11 protein-coding genes are annotated in these 15,157 nt (G+C 44.6%); all 11 read left to right on the top strand.

Annotated elements, in window-relative coordinates:
* The 11 genes from pyk (at window position 1) to V7D18_RS19675 (ending at window position 15,140) form a co-directional block, all read left to right on the top strand.
* Window positions 1-1,437, top strand: coding sequence for a pyruvate kinase (gene pyk / locus V7D18_RS19725; protein ID WP_426156739.1), 1,437 nt, complete (start codon window positions 1-3; stop codon window positions 1,435-1,437).
* A gap of 143 nt (window positions 1,438-1,580) precedes the next feature.
* Window positions 1,581-2,855, top strand: a complete 1,275-nt coding sequence (locus V7D18_RS19720; RefSeq protein WP_426156737.1) for a diaminopimelate decarboxylase — start codon at window positions 1,581-1,583, stop codon at window positions 2,853-2,855.
* Window positions 2,856-3,219: 364 nt separating this feature from the next.
* Window positions 3,220-4,110 carry a S8 family peptidase gene (locus tag V7D18_RS19715; protein WP_426156735.1) on the top strand — a complete coding sequence of 297 codons (891 nt, stop codon included), beginning with the start codon at window positions 3,220-3,222 and terminating at the stop codon, window positions 4,108-4,110.
* A 302-nt stretch (window positions 4,111-4,412) separates the two neighbouring features.
* Window positions 4,413-5,498, top strand: coding sequence for a recombinase RecA (recA, locus tag V7D18_RS19710; RefSeq protein WP_426156733.1), 1,086 nt, complete (start codon window positions 4,413-4,415; stop codon window positions 5,496-5,498).
* An 83-nt stretch (window positions 5,499-5,581) separates the two neighbouring features.
* A complete protein-coding gene (locus tag V7D18_RS19705; RefSeq protein WP_426156732.1) occupies window positions 5,582-6,190 on the top strand; it encodes a regulatory protein RecX in 609 nt (202 codons plus the stop codon).
* 125 nt (window positions 6,191-6,315) lie between these two features.
* Complete coding sequence (gene rny / locus V7D18_RS19700) at window positions 6,316-7,875, top strand: ribonuclease Y (protein ID WP_426156730.1); 1,560 nt, start codon at window positions 6,316-6,318, stop codon at window positions 7,873-7,875.
* Between the two features lie 71 nt (window positions 7,876-7,946).
* Complete coding sequence (locus V7D18_RS19695) at window positions 7,947-9,374, top strand: D-alanyl-D-alanine carboxypeptidase family protein (RefSeq protein ID WP_426156729.1); 1,428 nt, start codon at window positions 7,947-7,949, stop codon at window positions 9,372-9,374.
* A gap of 411 nt (window positions 9,375-9,785) precedes the next feature.
* On the top strand, window positions 9,786-10,439 hold the full coding sequence (gene fsa / locus V7D18_RS19690) for a fructose-6-phosphate aldolase (RefSeq protein ID WP_426156728.1): 654 nt from the start codon (window positions 9,786-9,788) through the stop codon (window positions 10,437-10,439).
* Window positions 10,440-10,474: 35 nt separating this feature from the next.
* The gene (locus V7D18_RS19685) at window positions 10,475-11,992 is read left to right on the top strand and encodes an alpha-N-arabinofuranosidase (RefSeq protein WP_426156726.1); all 1,518 of its coding nucleotides are present in this window, start codon (window positions 10,475-10,477) and stop codon (window positions 11,990-11,992) included.
* A 24-nt stretch (window positions 11,993-12,016) separates the two neighbouring features.
* A complete protein-coding gene (gene araA / locus V7D18_RS19680; RefSeq protein WP_426156724.1) occupies window positions 12,017-13,510 on the top strand; it encodes an L-arabinose isomerase in 1,494 nt (497 codons plus the stop codon).
* Between the two features lie 28 nt (window positions 13,511-13,538).
* Entirely contained in the window at window positions 13,539-15,140 is a 1,602-nt protein-coding gene (locus V7D18_RS19675) for a xylulokinase (protein ID WP_426156722.1), read from the top strand.
* The last annotated feature ends 17 nt before the right edge of the window (window positions 15,141-15,157 follow it).

Below are 15,157 nucleotides of genomic sequence, written 5' to 3'. Positions count from 1 at the left end.
ATGAAGAGAACCAAAATTATTTGCACGATGGGACCAAACACAAATGACCGCGCACTGATGAAAGCACTTGCTGAGCACGGAATGGATATTGCCAGATTTAACTTCTCACATGGTGATTATGAGGAACAGAAAGCACGTCTTGATATGTTAAAGAGTATACGTGAGGAATTAGGTCTTCCGATCGCAGCTCTTCTCGATACAAAAGGACCGGAGATTCGTACCGGGCTTTTAAAAGATGGTAAAAAGGTAACCTTAAAAGAAGGCGATACCTATGTTCTCACAACAGAAGAGATTGTTGGAGATGAGACCAGGGGTCATATCAACTACGGCGGACTGAATGATGATGTAACTAACGGAAACCGTATTCTGATTGATGATGGTCTGATTGAACTTGAGGTTTTAGAGGTTAAGGGCTGCGAAATCGTCTGCAGAATTGTAAACGGCGGCGAACTGGGTGAGAGAAAGGGAGTGAACGTTCCCAATGTTAAGATAAAGCTTCCGGCTCTTACCGATAAGGACAAAGCAGATATCCGTTTTGGTATCGAACAGGGCTTTGATTTTATTGCTGCTTCCTTTGTACGTACTGCAGATGCTGTGCGTGAAATCAAGGATATTCTGGCAGAGCATGGTTCTGATATTGCAGTTATTGCAAAGATTGAGAATGCGGAAGGCATTGAAAATCTGGATGAAATCATTGAAGTCAGCGACGGAATCATGGTTGCCCGCGGTGACATGGGAGTTGAAATTCCTGCACAGGAAGTTCCGTTTATTCAGAAGAGCATTATTGAAAAATGTAATGAAGCCTGCAAACCGGTTATTACTGCAACCCAGATGCTGGATTCCATGATCCGCAATCCGCGTCCGACCAGAGCAGAAGTAACTGACGTAGCCAATGCCGTTTATGACGGAACCGATGCAGTTATGCTTTCCGGCGAAACCGCTATGGGAAAATATCCGGTAGAGGCACTTTCCATGATGGCCTCCATCGTTGAGGAGACAGAGAAACACCTGGATTATACCGAATACAGAGAGCGCAAGGTATCAGCAGTAAATAAGCAGAATGTATCCAATGCAGTGTGCTACTCTTCTGTATCCACCGCTCATGATTTAGGCGCAAAGGTGATAGTTGCCCCAAGTATTACCGGTTTTACCACAAGACTTTTATCCAAGTGGAGACCTGAAAACTTAATTATCGGTTTATCTCCAAGCGCATCAGCTCTCCGCCAGATGCAGCTGTACTGGGGAGTCGTACCTGTTCAGGCAAGACGTGCCGAGTCTACTGACGTTTTAATCTATTCCTCACTGGAGCTGTTAAAGTCAAAAGAGATTATTAAGGAAGATGACATTGTGGTTGTAACCGCCGGTGTTGTGAGCCCTGCAAGAAGGCATGAGCCTGCAGCACATACCAATATCATGCGTGTTGTAACTGTAGATTAATGGTTTTTTACAGTATTTCTGAATATTTATACAAAAAAGTGTAGACAAAAGAGTCTATCCCCGGTACAATGTAGCTTACCAGCAGATGTGCCGGAGATGGCTCTTTTCTGCATATGGTAACGTTATGAGAGGAGAGGAAAAAGATGGAGAAAAGACCATTTGTAACCAGAGAACAATTAGAAGAAATTGTGAAAGAATATCCAACTCCCTTTCATTTATACGATGAAAAGGGCATCAGGGAGAATGCGCAGAAATTAAAAGATGCGTTTGCCTGGAATAAGGGATACCGGGAATATTTTGCGGTTAAAGCAACTCCCAACCCGTTTATTTTAAATATATTAAAAGAGTTTGGATGCGGAGCTGACTGTTCCTCTATGACGGAGCTTATGATGTCTGATGCCATTGGATTTTCCGGTTCCGACATCATGTTTTCATCCAATGACACGCCTGCAGAGGAATTTCAGTTTGCAGACAGGATCGGAGGCATCATCAATCTGGATGATATCACCCATATTGATTTTCTTGAAAAAGCCATTGGACATATTCCGGAAACCATCAGCTGCCGTTACAATCCGGGCGGAATTTTTAAGATCAGCAATGACATTATGGACAATCCCGGAGATGCCAAGTATGGTATGACAACAGAACAGATCTTTGATGCGTTCCGTATTTTAAAAAGCAAGGGAGCAAAGAAATTCGGAATTCACGCATTCCTTGCAAGCAACACGGTGACTACGGAGTATTATCCTCTCCTTGCAAAAGTACTTTTTGAACTAGCAGTAAAGTTAAAAAAGGAAACAGGAGCAGAGGTCACGTTTATCAATCTTTCCGGCGGGATCGGAATCCCTTATCATCCCGGTCAGGAACCCAATGACATTCTGGCCATAGGCGAGGGTGTAAGAAAGGTATATGAAGAAGTACTGATTCCGGAAGGTATGGGAGACGTAGCAATTTATACCGAGCTTGGACGCTTTATGTTAGGACCTTACGGCGGACTGGTAACCAGGGCAATTCATGAAAAACATACCCATAAGGAATATGTGGGAGTAGATGCCTGTGCGGTAAATCTAATGAGACCTGCCATGTACGGTGCTTACCATCACATAACGGTTATGGGAAAAGAGGATGCCCCCTGCAGCCATAAGTATGATGTGGTGGGATCTCTTTGTGAGAACAATGACAAGTTTGCCATTGACCGCATGCTGCCGGAGATTTCCAGGGGAGACCTGCTTTTTATCCATGATACAGGCGCTCATGGATATGCCATGGGATATAATTACAATGGAAAATTAAAATCTGCAGAGCTGCTTTTGAAAGAGGATGGATCTGTGGAGCTGATCCGAAGGGCGGAGACTCCAAGGGATTATTTTGCAACGTTTGACTGTTTTGATGTGCTTAAGAATGTAAAATACCAATAATATTATAAAATAAAAGTGGTTTAGATCCCGTTTTCAGATTTCTGAGAGCGGGATTTTATCCGTAATACAGAAAAATCCCTGTGTCACAGACACAGGGTATTTTTCTTAGGATTTTCGGATTTTCAAAAAGGGTGAAAGGATAATTGTTACGTTGTGCATTTCTTATGTGTTAAGTATATCACACCGCTTCTGGAAAAGTTTGTATATTGTTTGAATAGATTATGAAGATTTTCTTAATATGGCTGGAGCAGATTTAAGAAATAAAAAACAAATGGTAAATTCCTGCCTGGATTTTAGTCCGGAAATGAAACCATGGGAAGCGAACCGGAATATCTTAATAAAAAAAGGAATCAGGTAGCGGACTGTGAATCAGGTAAGAGAAGTGATACACTGTGACAGTGCCATCCGCATGGGACTAACCGGACGTGGCATTGGTATTGCAGTTCTTGATACGGGAATTTACCTTCATGAGGATCTTGAACATAGATTGGCAGCTTTTGTGGATATTGTTCACCGCAGGCGGGAGCCCTACGATGATAACGGCCATGGAACTCATATATCCGGGATTATAGCAGGAGAGGGCAGAGCCTCCGATGGTCTTTATATGGGGGTTGCCCCGGAGAGCCATATTATTATGCTGAAAGTATTGGACAAAAAAGGAAATGGTTACGCTTCAGATGTGCTTTCCGGGCTGAAGTGGATCCGTGACAACAGGGAGAGGTACGGAATCCGTATTGTAAATATATCTGTCGGTTCCTTTTCAAAAAAAGGAATGACAGAAAATTCAGTTCTGGTGAGAGGTGTGAATGCAGCCTGGGATGACGGGCTGGTGGTGTGTGTGGCAGCAGGAAACATGGGACCCGGGACGAATACTATCACAACGCCGGGGATCAGCCGGAAGGTGATTACCGTAGGGTGCTCCGATGACTACAAAGAGGTAAATGTGATGGGAAACCGGATGATTGACTATTCCGGCAGAGGTCCCACTGGTGCCTGCATCTGTAAACCGGAGATCATTGCGCCGGGAGCCGGAATTATAAGCTGTTCCAATGAACCGGGGCAGTATCAGACCAAAAGCGGAACCTCCATGTCCACCCCCCTGGTCTCAGGGGCCATTGCACTTCTGCTGCAGAAATATCCCTATATGAGCAACCGGGATGTAAAGCTCATGTTAAGAGAACGGGCTGTGGATATCGGACTTCCCATGAATCAGCAGGGCTGGGGAATGCTTGATGTGGAAAAGCTTCTGCTGTAAGAACCGGATACGGGCTGCCTTCCAATAAAAGGCGGTCCGTATCCGGTTTTGGGAAAGAAAAAACTTGCTAAGCCCAAATCTCTGTGCTATAGTAAAACAGAAGTCGTAAGGCAGTCTGCCTTTTTTTATTTCCCATTCAGGCGTTTCGCCCTAATTTCCAAAGTAACCATAATGAGTTGACCGCAGAGACAGGAGTGTGATGCGTATGATTGAAGAAGGATGAAAATACAGGTTGACATTTGCCTGGAAGTATACTATCATTATAAATAGAAAAAGAACGTTTGTTCGTGTTGGAGGATAAGATGAATAAAGATGATAAGCTGAAAGCACTGGATGCCGCACTTACCCAGATAGAGAAAGCATATGGAAAAGGATCTGTCATGAAGCTGGGAGATTCAGGAACGAATATGAATGTGGAAACCATACCTACCGGAGCGTTAAGTCTGGATATAGCACTTGGTCTTGGCGGAATTCCGAAGGGAAGAGTCGTGGAGATTTATGGACCGGAATCCAGTGGTAAGACCACAGTTGCTCTTCATATGGTGGCAGAGGTTCAGAAACGGGGAGGCATCGCAGGCTTTATCGATGCGGAGCACGCGCTTGACCCCGTTTATGCAAAGAATATAGGTGTCGATATAGACAATTTATATATTTCCCAGCCGGATAACGGAGAACAGGCTCTTGAGATTACGGAAACCATGGTCCGGTCCGGAGCCGTGGATATAATCATTGTTGACTCTGTAGCGGCCCTGGTGCCCAAAGCTGAGATTGAGGGAGACATGGGAGATTCCCACGTAGGTCTCCAGGCAAGACTGATGTCCCAGGCTCTCAGAAAACTCACTGCTGTTATCAGTAAGTCCAACTGCATTGTTTTATTTATTAACCAGCTTCGTGAGAAGGTAGGAGTTATGTTTGGCAGTCCTGAGACGACCACAGGCGGCCGCGCTCTTAAATTCTACGCCTCCGTCCGTATGGATATCCGTAAGATTGAGACTTTAAAGCAGGGCGGCGACATGGTAGGTAACAGAGCCCGTGTGAAGGTGGTGAAGAACAAGATTGCTCCGCCATTTAAAGAGGCTGAATTTGATATCATGTTCGGAAAAGGAATTTCCAAAGAAGGAGATATTCTGGATTTAGCTGTAAAAGAGAATATTGTTGAAAAAAGCGGTGCATGGTTCGCTTATAATAATGTAAAGATCGGCCAGGGAAGAGAAAATTCCAAGATTTATCTTCAGGACAATCCAGCCGTTTGTCTGGAGATCGAGAACAAGGTCCGGGTCAAGTATGGTCTTGCAGAGGAAAAAGCGATTGCAGGCGATCGTACCCCGGAAAAGGAAAGCAAGCGGATTAAGCCTGAGGAAGATAAGACCGGAGCAGTGAAAGAATAAAACTGCGAAGTCCGTCCCCTCTTCTGACAGGGAAGTAAAGGGACAGGACAGAGACAGAATGATCAATAGGATAAGGGGCATATATGACAGTAACAGAGATTGTGCCCGTCGATAAATGCAGGAGTAAAGTCATTCTTGATGATGACTTTACTCTTGTTCTTTATAGAGGGGAATTAAAGCGATATTCCATAGAGGAAGGAAACGAGATCTCCGGAGATGTTTATCAGGAGATTGTTAAGGAAATACTGTGTAAGAGAGCCAGGGAACGGGTTCTGTTCCTTTTAAAATCATCCGATAAGACGGAGCAGGAACTGAGGAGAAAGCTAAAGGAAGGATATTATCCGCAGGAGGCCATTGATTATGCCATGGATTTCCTGACGGAGCATCGTTTTATCAATGACCAGGAGTACGCAAGAAGATATGTGGAATATAATTCCAGAAGAAAGAGTGAAAGACAGATAAAGTATGAACTTCAGAGAAAAGGTCTGGACAAGGAAATTATTGGAGATACTTTAAAGGAGCAGCCCGTGGATGAGGCTGCCATAGTCAGAGAATATATCAGGAAAAAGCGTTTATTTCCGGAACAGATGGACGTCAGAGAGAAGAGCAAAGTGATGGCATCTCTTGGCAGAAAGGGTTTCTCTTATGAAGCGGTAAGCCGGGTTTTAGGTGAAATTTTTGTCGATGACTGACAATAGTGAAAATGTGTATAAGTATACCGGAAACAGAGGCGAAATACTTGACATAATGTATAAAACAGTTTAAAATTGTAGTGTTGTATTGTTGTACAATGAAAATAAAATAAGGAGGTGCTCCTGTGTCAGTATCAGTATTCACGGCTGCATTGATTTTGATCATTGCATCAGTAGTAGTTGCTTTTATTGCCTGGTCTGCTGCGACCGCATATCGTAAGAACACTTACGAAAGCAAGATTGGCTCTGCAGAAGAAAAATCCCGGGAAATAATAGATGAAGCATTAAAGACCGCTGAGACAAAGAAGCGTGAAGCTCTCCTTGAGGCGAAAGAAGAGTCTTTAAAGACTAAGAACGAACTGGAAAAGGAAACCAGGGAGAGAAGAGCTGAGCTTCAACGTTATGAAAGACGAGTATTAAGCAAGGAAGAAAACTTGGACAAGAAGTCTGAGACTATGGAAAAACGAGAAGCAGGTCTTGCTGCTCGAGAGGAAGCCCTGAATAAGAGAAATTCCGAAGTGGAATCTCTTTATGAAAAAGGCATTCAGGAACTGGAAAAAATTTCCGGACTTACCTCCGAACAGGCAAAAGAATATCTTTTAAAATCTGTTGAAGATGATGTTAAACATGACACTGCGAAATTAATTAAGGAACTGGAAAACAAAGCAAAAGAAGAAGCTGATAAGAAAGCAAAAGAATATGTGGTTACTGCCATTCAAAGATGTGCGGCTGACCATGTGGCAGAGACAACCGTTTCAGTTGTTCAGCTTCCCAATGACGAGATGAAAGGCCGTATTATCGGTAGAGAAGGCCGTAATATCCGTACGTTAGAAACCCTGACGGGTGTGGAATTAATTATTGATGATACCCCGGAGGCAGTTGTTTTATCCGGATTTGATCCGGTTCGTAGAGAAGTAGCGAGAATCGCGTTGGAACGCCTCATTGTGGATGGACGTATTCACCCAGCCAGAATCGAGGAGATGGTGGAGAAGGCGCAAAAAGAAGTTGAGACCAATATGCGTGAGGAAGGAGAAGCCGCCGCACTTGAAGTGGGCATTCACGGGCTTCATCCGGAACTCATACGTTTGCTTGGCAAGCTGAAATACAGAACAAGCTATGGACAGAATGCATTAAAGCATTCCATCGAGGTCGCTCAGTTATCCGGGCTGTTAGCCGGAGAGATCGGTCTTGATATCCGTATGGCAAAACGTGCCGGTTTATTACATGATATTGGAAAAGCTGTGGATCATGAGATGGAAGGTTCTCATATTCAGCTGGGTCTGGAGTTATGTAAGAAATACAAAGAATCCGCAATCGTATTGAACACCGTGGAATCACATCATGGAGATGTAGAACCACAGAGTCTGATTGCCTGCATCGTTCAGGCTGCAGATACCATTTCTGCGGCAAGACCTGGTGCCAGAAGGGAGACTCTGGAAACATATACAAACAGATTAAAACAGTTAGAAGATATCACCAACTCCTTTAAGGGAGTGGACAAGTCCTTTGCCATTCAGGCAGGACGCGAAGTTCGGATTATGGTAGTTCCTGATCAGATTAACGATGATGATATGGTACTTTTGGCCCGTGATATTTCTAAGAAGATTGAGGATTCCTTAGAGTATCCGGGACAGATTAAGGTTAACGTGATCCGGGAGTCCAGAGTTACAGATTACGCGAAGTAAAATAGTGCCCTAAAACCGTATACTTATTCTGGTGCGGCTTTAGGGCATATTTCATGTCAGGAGGATGATACGTGAAACGTCGGATAAAAGTACTGTTAAGCTGCGTACTGATTTGCCAGCTGTTTCTTATGAACGTTTATGCAAAACCGGATTGGCCGTCTGACACGGGTATTCAGGCAGAAGCGGGAATTGTGATTGATGCAGATACAGGCACCGTTATCTTTGGACAAAATATACACGCCGCTTATCCGCCGGCAAGTATTACGAAGATACTGACTGCTTTAATAGTCCTGGAAAACAGTGATCTGACCGATATGGTGACATTTTCAAAGGATTCTGTCTACAATGTGGAAGAAGGAAGCGGAAATAAACTGAATGTTACCAATGGGGATACGCTGTCTGTAGAGGATTGCCTCTATTCTCTAATTCTGCATTCCTGCAACCAGGCTGCCAATGCTCTGGCGGAGCATGTGGGAGGAAGCAGAGAAGGATTTGTCAAAATGATGAATGACAAACTGACGGAGCTTGGATGCACAGAAAGCCATTTTGAAAATCCATCCGGATTAAATGGAGACACCCAGCATGTGACTGCATATGATATGGCACTCATCGCCCGTGCTGCTTATAATAATAAAAAACTGGTGGAGATCAGTTCTGCCGTCAGCCATAAGATTCCTCCCACTGCCAATAATCCGGAAGGGCTGACTATATATAATGAACACAGGCTGGTAAAGACCACGGATGAATCCAGTGAATTTTACTATCCTGCGGCTGTCGCAGGAAAAACCGGCTATCTGATTAAAGCCGGCAATACCCTTGTGACTTATGCGGAAAAAGATGGGAGAAGGCTGATTTCCGTTATCTTAAAGGGGAGTCCAAGGCAGTATTTTATTGATGGAAAGAACCTCCTTGAATTTGGATTTACCCAGTTTGAAAATCTGCCTGTAACAGGCAATGAAACGGAATATACCGCCGGGGATACCCCTGTTACCATTGGAACGAAAAGTTATCAGCCTTCGGATCTTGAACTGGAGCCAGACGCGGCAGTCACCGTTCCCAAGGGGGCAGAGTTTTCTGAGATTGACAGGGAACTGGTAACGGACTTGCCGGCGGGCAGTCCCAAAGGTGCTGTGGCTCTCATCCGCTATACTTATAATGACAGGGCAGTTGGACAGGCGTACTTATTTGCAAAGGCCGAAGAGGAGTCCCAGAGTGAACAGCCTTCGAAAGAGTCTTCTGGTAAACATGAGGAAGAGACAAAGGCGGACACAAATAACAATTCACAAAAGGGGATTGGAGTTTTTGGAACTCTTTTCATTGCCGCCGCAGCTTTTGCTGTAGCAGCAGGGACAGCATTTGCAGTGAAGAAGAAAAGAAAAGAGTCCAAAGAAATTGCACTTCGAAAAGAAGAACGAAGACGCCGTCTTATGGAAGAAGGCGATGCAGATGACTTCGAACGCATTTTAAATGAACGCAGAAATAAAAAGAAGAAAAACTAAATAGGAAAATGAAAAAGACCAGCTGGGGAAGCTGGTCTTTTTTCGGAGAAGGTATTTCGTTTCTTATGGGGTGTAGCAAAAACTATATAATGTATTGGGGGGGGTTACATGTAATAATATACCCCATTTTTCTTTAAAAGTGTTAACAAACATTAACAAAATTAAAAAATAAAATTGTGCATTTTATCTTGCTTTATTCATGCAATTGTGGAAAAAACATAGATTTAAATAGGAATGCCCGGATCTCTTGTGCTATATACCATTTTATGTGTTAATGAATTATTTGGAAAAAACAGGGCTGATATGGTAAAATAAATAAAAACAACTTGTGCAATGGTGCGTACAAGTTATAAATTGTAAGTAAGAGGATGACTGGTTCACTCTCATGGAAAAATCAGGAGGTAGAAATCAATGAGGTTTTTTGTAGACACGGCGAACATTGAAGAAATCAGAAAAGCCAATGAGATGGGAATTATCTGCGGTGTTACCACCAATCCGTCTTTGATTGCCAAAGAAGGAAGGGATTTTAAACAGGTGATAGAAGAGATTGCATCCATCGTGGATGGTCCCATCAGCGGTGAAGTGAAAGCGACTACTGCAGATACAGCAGGGATGATAGAAGAGGGGCGGCAGATTGCAGCCATCCATCCCAATATGGTTGTTAAGATCCCCATGACTGCAGAAGGATTAAAGGCAGTTAAAGTGCTGACAGGGGAAGGGATAAAGACCAATGTGACTCTGGTATTTTCCGCAGCCCAGGCTCTTCTGGCAGCTAGGGCAGGAGCCACCTATGTATCTCCTTTCTTAGGAAGACTTGATGATATTTCAATGCCTGGAATTGATCTGATAGAAGAGATCACTGAAATATTTTCAATTCATGAGATTGAGACAGAGATCATAGCGGCCAGCATCCGCAACCCAATCCATGTGATTGACTGTGCCAAAGCCGGCGCGGACATCGCTACAGTACCTTATCCGGTGTTAGAACAGATGACCAGACATCCCTTAACGGATCAGGGAATTAAGAAATTTCAGGATGACTACCGCAAGGTATTCGGAGAATAAAACTAATTATCGTTTAGAAAGGTTGGACTCGACTAATGGCATGTAACAAAGTAAAAATGGTGATTGACAAAGAATTCCGTATCTCGGAGATTGATGAAAGGATTTACGGTTCTTTTATTGAACATCTTGGCAGAGCAGTTTATGACGGTATTTATTGTCCGGAGCATCCCACGGCAGATGAATATGGTTTCCGCAGTGACGTAAAGGAAATGATCAGAGATTTAAATGTTCCCATTATCCGGTATCCAGGAGGAAACTTTGTTTCCAGCTTTAACTGGGAAGACAGTGTGGGTCCGGTGAGTGAGCGTCCGAGAAGGCTGGAGCTTGCATGGAAGAGCATTGAAGAGAATAAAGTTGGATTAAATGAATTTACCAAATGGGCAAGAAGTGCAGGATCTGATGTTATGATGGCGGTTAACTTAGGGACAAGAGGGATTGCCGATGCATGCAACATTCTGGAATACTGCAATCACCCTGGCAATACCAAATACAGCGATTTGAGAATCAGCCATGGATATAAGGAACCTCATAATATCAAAACCTGGTGTCTTGGCAATGAAATGGATGGACCATGGCAGCTGGGACATAAGACCATGGAGGAATATGGCCGTCTTGCGGAAGAGACAGCAAGAGCCATGAAGATTATCGATCCTTCCATTGAGCTGGTTTCCTGCGGAAGCTCTTCACTCACTATGCCTACCTTCCCGGATTGGGAAGCTGTTACCCTCCAGCATACCTACGATCACGTGGATTATGTTTCCATGCACCAGTATTATGGCAATGAAAAGGGAGACAGCGAGGACTTCCTGGCCTGCTCTGACGACATGGATCAGTTTATCCGCACGGTAATTGCCACCTGCGATTATGTAAAGGCGAAAAAGAGGGGCAAAAAGGATATTAAAATCAGCTTTGATGAGTGGAATGTATGGTACCATTCCAATGCTGCTGATAATGATATAACGGAAAACCATCCATGGCAGGTAGCACCGCCTATGTTAGAGGACATCTATAATTTTGAAGATGCGCTTTTAGTGGGACTGATGCTGATCACCCTGTTAAAGCATGCAGACCGGGTGAAGATGGCATGTCTTGCACAGCTGGTTAACGTGATTGCACCTATTATGACAGAGGCAGACGGCGGAGCAGTCTGGAAGCAGACAATTTTCTATCCATTTATGCACGCATCTGCTTTCGGCAGGGGTACCGCGCTTCTTCCTGTTATCAGCACACCGAAATTTGACACTTCCAGACATGAAGATGTGACAGCAGTGGAAGCGGTGTCTGTTTATAACGGGGAGAAGGATGAAGTGACTATCTTCGCAGTGAACCGTTCTATTAAGGACGATGCAGAAATGACTACCGATGTCAGAAGCTTTGAGGGATACCGTATTCTGGAGCACATCGTATTGGAAAGCGATGATCTGCTTGCAGTAAACGGACCTTTTAATGAAAAGGTAGCACCAAAACAGACCAGCCAGTCTTCTTTAGACGGAGGCATGGTAACCAGTATGTTACATAAGGCATCCTGGAATGTAATTCGTCTGGGTAAATAAATCAAACAGGAGGGGGTTATACATATGAAACAAAAAGCGTATCAATTCTGGTTTGCAACAGGCTCTCAGGACCTTTATGGAGAAGCCTGCTTAAGGGATGTAGCAGAACATGCAGGAATTATAACTGAGAGGCTTAATGCCTCCGGTATCCTGCCCTATGAAGTGGTTTTAAAGCCTGTGCTCATTGACAATGCGTCCATACGGTCTCTGTTCCGTCAGGCGAATGACGATGAGAACTGCGCAGGTGTCATCACCTGGATGCACACATTTTCTCCGGCAAAGTCATGGATCCTGGGTCTGCAGGAATACAGAAAACCCCTGCTTCATTTACATACCCAGTTTAACCAGGAAATCCCTTATGACACCATTGATATGGATTTCATGAACGAGAACCAGTCCGCTCACGGAGACCGGGAATTCGGACATATGGTGACCAGAATGGGGCTGGTAAGAAAGGTGATTGCAGGTTTCTGGGATGATGATTCTGTAAAAAGAAGAATTGCTTCCTGGATGAGGACTGCAGTGGGAATTGTGGAAAGCAGCCATATCCGTGTGGTGCGTTTTGCGGACAATATGCGAAATGTTGCAGTAACGGAAGGAGATAAGGTAGAGGCTCAGGTAAAATTCGGCTGGGAGATCGATGCATATCCGGTTAATGAAGCCGCTGAATATGTTCAGGATGTAAAAGCGGGAGATGTGTCTGCACTTGTGGAAGAGTATTACGATCGCTATGACATATTGCTGGAAGGAAGGGATCCTGAGGAGTTTAAAAAACATGTGGCAGTTCAGGCTCAGATTGAGCTTGGATTGGAGGCATTTTTAAGAGAAAAGGATTATCAGGCGATTGTTACCCATTTTGGAGATTTGGGGTCCTTAAAACAGCTTCCAGGCCTTGCAATCCAGCGTCTGATGGAAAAGGGATACGGCTTCGGCGGAGAAGGCGACTGGAAAACAGCAGCCATGGTGCGTTTAATGAAGCTGATGACGGAGGGCACAAAGGATGCGAAGGGAACTTCTTTCATGGAGGATTATACTTATAATCTGGTTCCGGGGAAAGAAGGGATTCTTCAGGCCCATATGCTGGAAGTATGTCCATCCATTGCAGAGGGCAGAGCAGGCATCAAAGTAAATCCCTTGTCCATGGGTGACAGGGAAGATCCTGCAAGACTTGTATTTACTGCAAAAGAGGGCAGAGGAGTTGCTGCTTCCCTCATCGATTTAGGAACCCGGTTCCGCCTTATTATCAATACCGTCAACTGTAAAAAGGTAGAAAAGCCCATGCCAAAGCTTCCGGTTGCAACTGCGTTCTGGACTCCGGAGCCCAATTTAATAACTGGTGCGGAATGCTGGATTTTAGCTGGTGGTGCCCATCATACGGCATTTTCTTACGATCTGACTGCAGAGCAGCTGGGTGACTGGGCCGAAGCCATGGGAATTGAAGCTGTTTATATTGATGAGAATACAAATATCCGGGATTTTAAAAATGAACTGAGATGGAATTCGGCGGCATACCGCTGATGCTGATAGAAAGTTTGAGGGGGTTTCTATGGATAACGAAACATTAATAGCAGCAATCCGGGAAGGAAATACCGCACTGGGGATCGAACTTGGATCCACAAGAATCAAAGCAGTCCTGGTAGATGAGAATCATAATCCCATCGCTACCGGCGGCCATGACTGGGAAAACCGCTACGAAAACGGAATCTGGACCTATGGCATCACAGATATATGGGAAGGTGTTCAGGACAGCTATAAAAAGATGGCCAAAGAAGTGAAAGAAAAATATGGGGTAACCCTTACCTCCATTGGAGCCATTGGATTTTCTGCCATGATGCACGGGTATATGGCATTTGATAAAAAAGGGGAATTACTGGTTCCATTCCGGACATGGAGAAACACCATGACGGAAGAGGCGGCCAGCCAGCTGACCGAGCTTTTTTCTTTCCACATTCCTCAAAGATGGAGCATTGCCCATTTATACCAGGCTATTTTAAATGGTGAGGACCATGTCTCTGAAATTGATTACCTGATTACTCTGGAAGGGTATGTCCACTGGAAGCTGACCGGAAAGAGAGTTTTAGGCATTGGTGACTGCGCCGGAATGTTTCCTGTGGACAGCCAGACAAAAGATTTTAATAAGCACATGATCAGCCAGTTTGATGAACTTATCTCTGACAGGAACCTGCCATGGAAGCTGAGGGATATTATGCCTGAAGTTCTGACTGCAGGTGAAGCAGCAGGTGTGCTGACAGCAGAGGGAGCAGCACTTCTTGATGTAAGCGGGAACTTAAAACCCGGCATTCCTCTTTGCCCGCCGGAAGGTGATGCAGGAACAGGAATGACAGCTACCAACTCTGTTGCAAGGAGAACTGGAAATGTATCTGCAGGAACCAGTGTTTTTGCCATGGTGGTTCTGGAAAAGGAACTTTCCAGAGTTTATGAAGAGCTTGATCTCGTTACCACTCCGGCAGGGGATGCTGTTGCCATGGTCCACTGCAATAACTGTACTTCCGACTTAAATGCATGGGTATCCTTATTTGAGGAGTTTGCCGGGACCATGGGCATGAAGCCGGATAAGAACGAACTCTTTACCGCTCTTTACAGGAAAGCGTTAGAGGGGGATAAAGATGGCGGGGGACTTTTATCCTACGGGTATTTGTCAGGAGAACACATCACGCATTTTGAAGAGGGAAGGCCGTTATTCGTTCGTACTCCCAACAGCAGATTTAATCTGGCCAACTTCATGAGAGTCCACCTTTATACCGCTTTAGGAGCCTTAAATATGGGAATGGAGATACTGTTTAAAGAGGGCGTGAAGCTGGATGTGCTTCTCGGACACGGAGGTCTGTTTAAGACCAGAGAAACGGGGCAGAGGATTATGGCGGCGGCTGTGGGAGTCCCTGTTTCTGTAATGGAAACGGCTGGAGAAGGCGGAGCCTGGGGAGCAGCACTCCTTGCATCCTATCTCCTTCGCAAGAGGGAAGGGGAGACTTTGGATCAGTACCTTTCAGAACGTGTATTTAAGGATATGGCGGGTGAAACCATGGAACCGGATCCGGAAGATGTATCAGGATTTCAGACATTTATGGAACGGTATAAAAATGGACTGGCAATTGAACGTGCAGCTGTGGACAGCTTATACTCATAGGGAAAGGATTTAGGCGA

Source organism: Lacrimispora sp. 38-1 (genome assembly GCF_049890855.1).
Lineage (GTDB): Bacteria > Bacillota > Clostridia > Lachnospirales > Lachnospiraceae > Lacrimispora.
The sequence above is the reverse complement of the archived record's forward strand: the minus strand, read 5'-3'. Positions and strand labels throughout refer to the sequence as shown.

Bases quoted from the DNA above. Each gene is read 5' to 3' on its own strand.
- pyk (WP_426156739.1), top strand. From the start codon at position 1: ATGAAGAGAACCAAAATTATTTGCACGATGGGACCAAACACAAATGAC.
- V7D18_RS19720 (WP_426156737.1), top strand. From the start codon at position 1,581: ATGGAGAAAAGACCATTTGTAACCAGAGAACAATTAGAAGAAATTGTG.
- recA (WP_426156733.1), top strand. From the start codon at position 4,413: ATGAATAAAGATGATAAGCTGAAAGCACTGGATGCCGCACTTACCCAG.
- V7D18_RS19705 (WP_426156732.1), top strand. From the start codon at position 5,582: ATGACAGTAACAGAGATTGTGCCCGTCGATAAATGCAGGAGTAAAGTC.
- fsa (WP_426156728.1), top strand. From the start codon at position 9,786: ATGAGGTTTTTTGTAGACACGGCGAACATTGAAGAAATCAGAAAAGCC.
- V7D18_RS19685 (WP_426156726.1), top strand. From the start codon at position 10,475: ATGGCATGTAACAAAGTAAAAATGGTGATTGACAAAGAATTCCGTATC.
- araA (WP_426156724.1), top strand. From the start codon at position 12,017: ATGAAACAAAAAGCGTATCAATTCTGGTTTGCAACAGGCTCTCAGGAC.
- V7D18_RS19675 (WP_426156722.1), top strand. From the start codon at position 13,539: ATGGATAACGAAACATTAATAGCAGCAATCCGGGAAGGAAATACCGCA.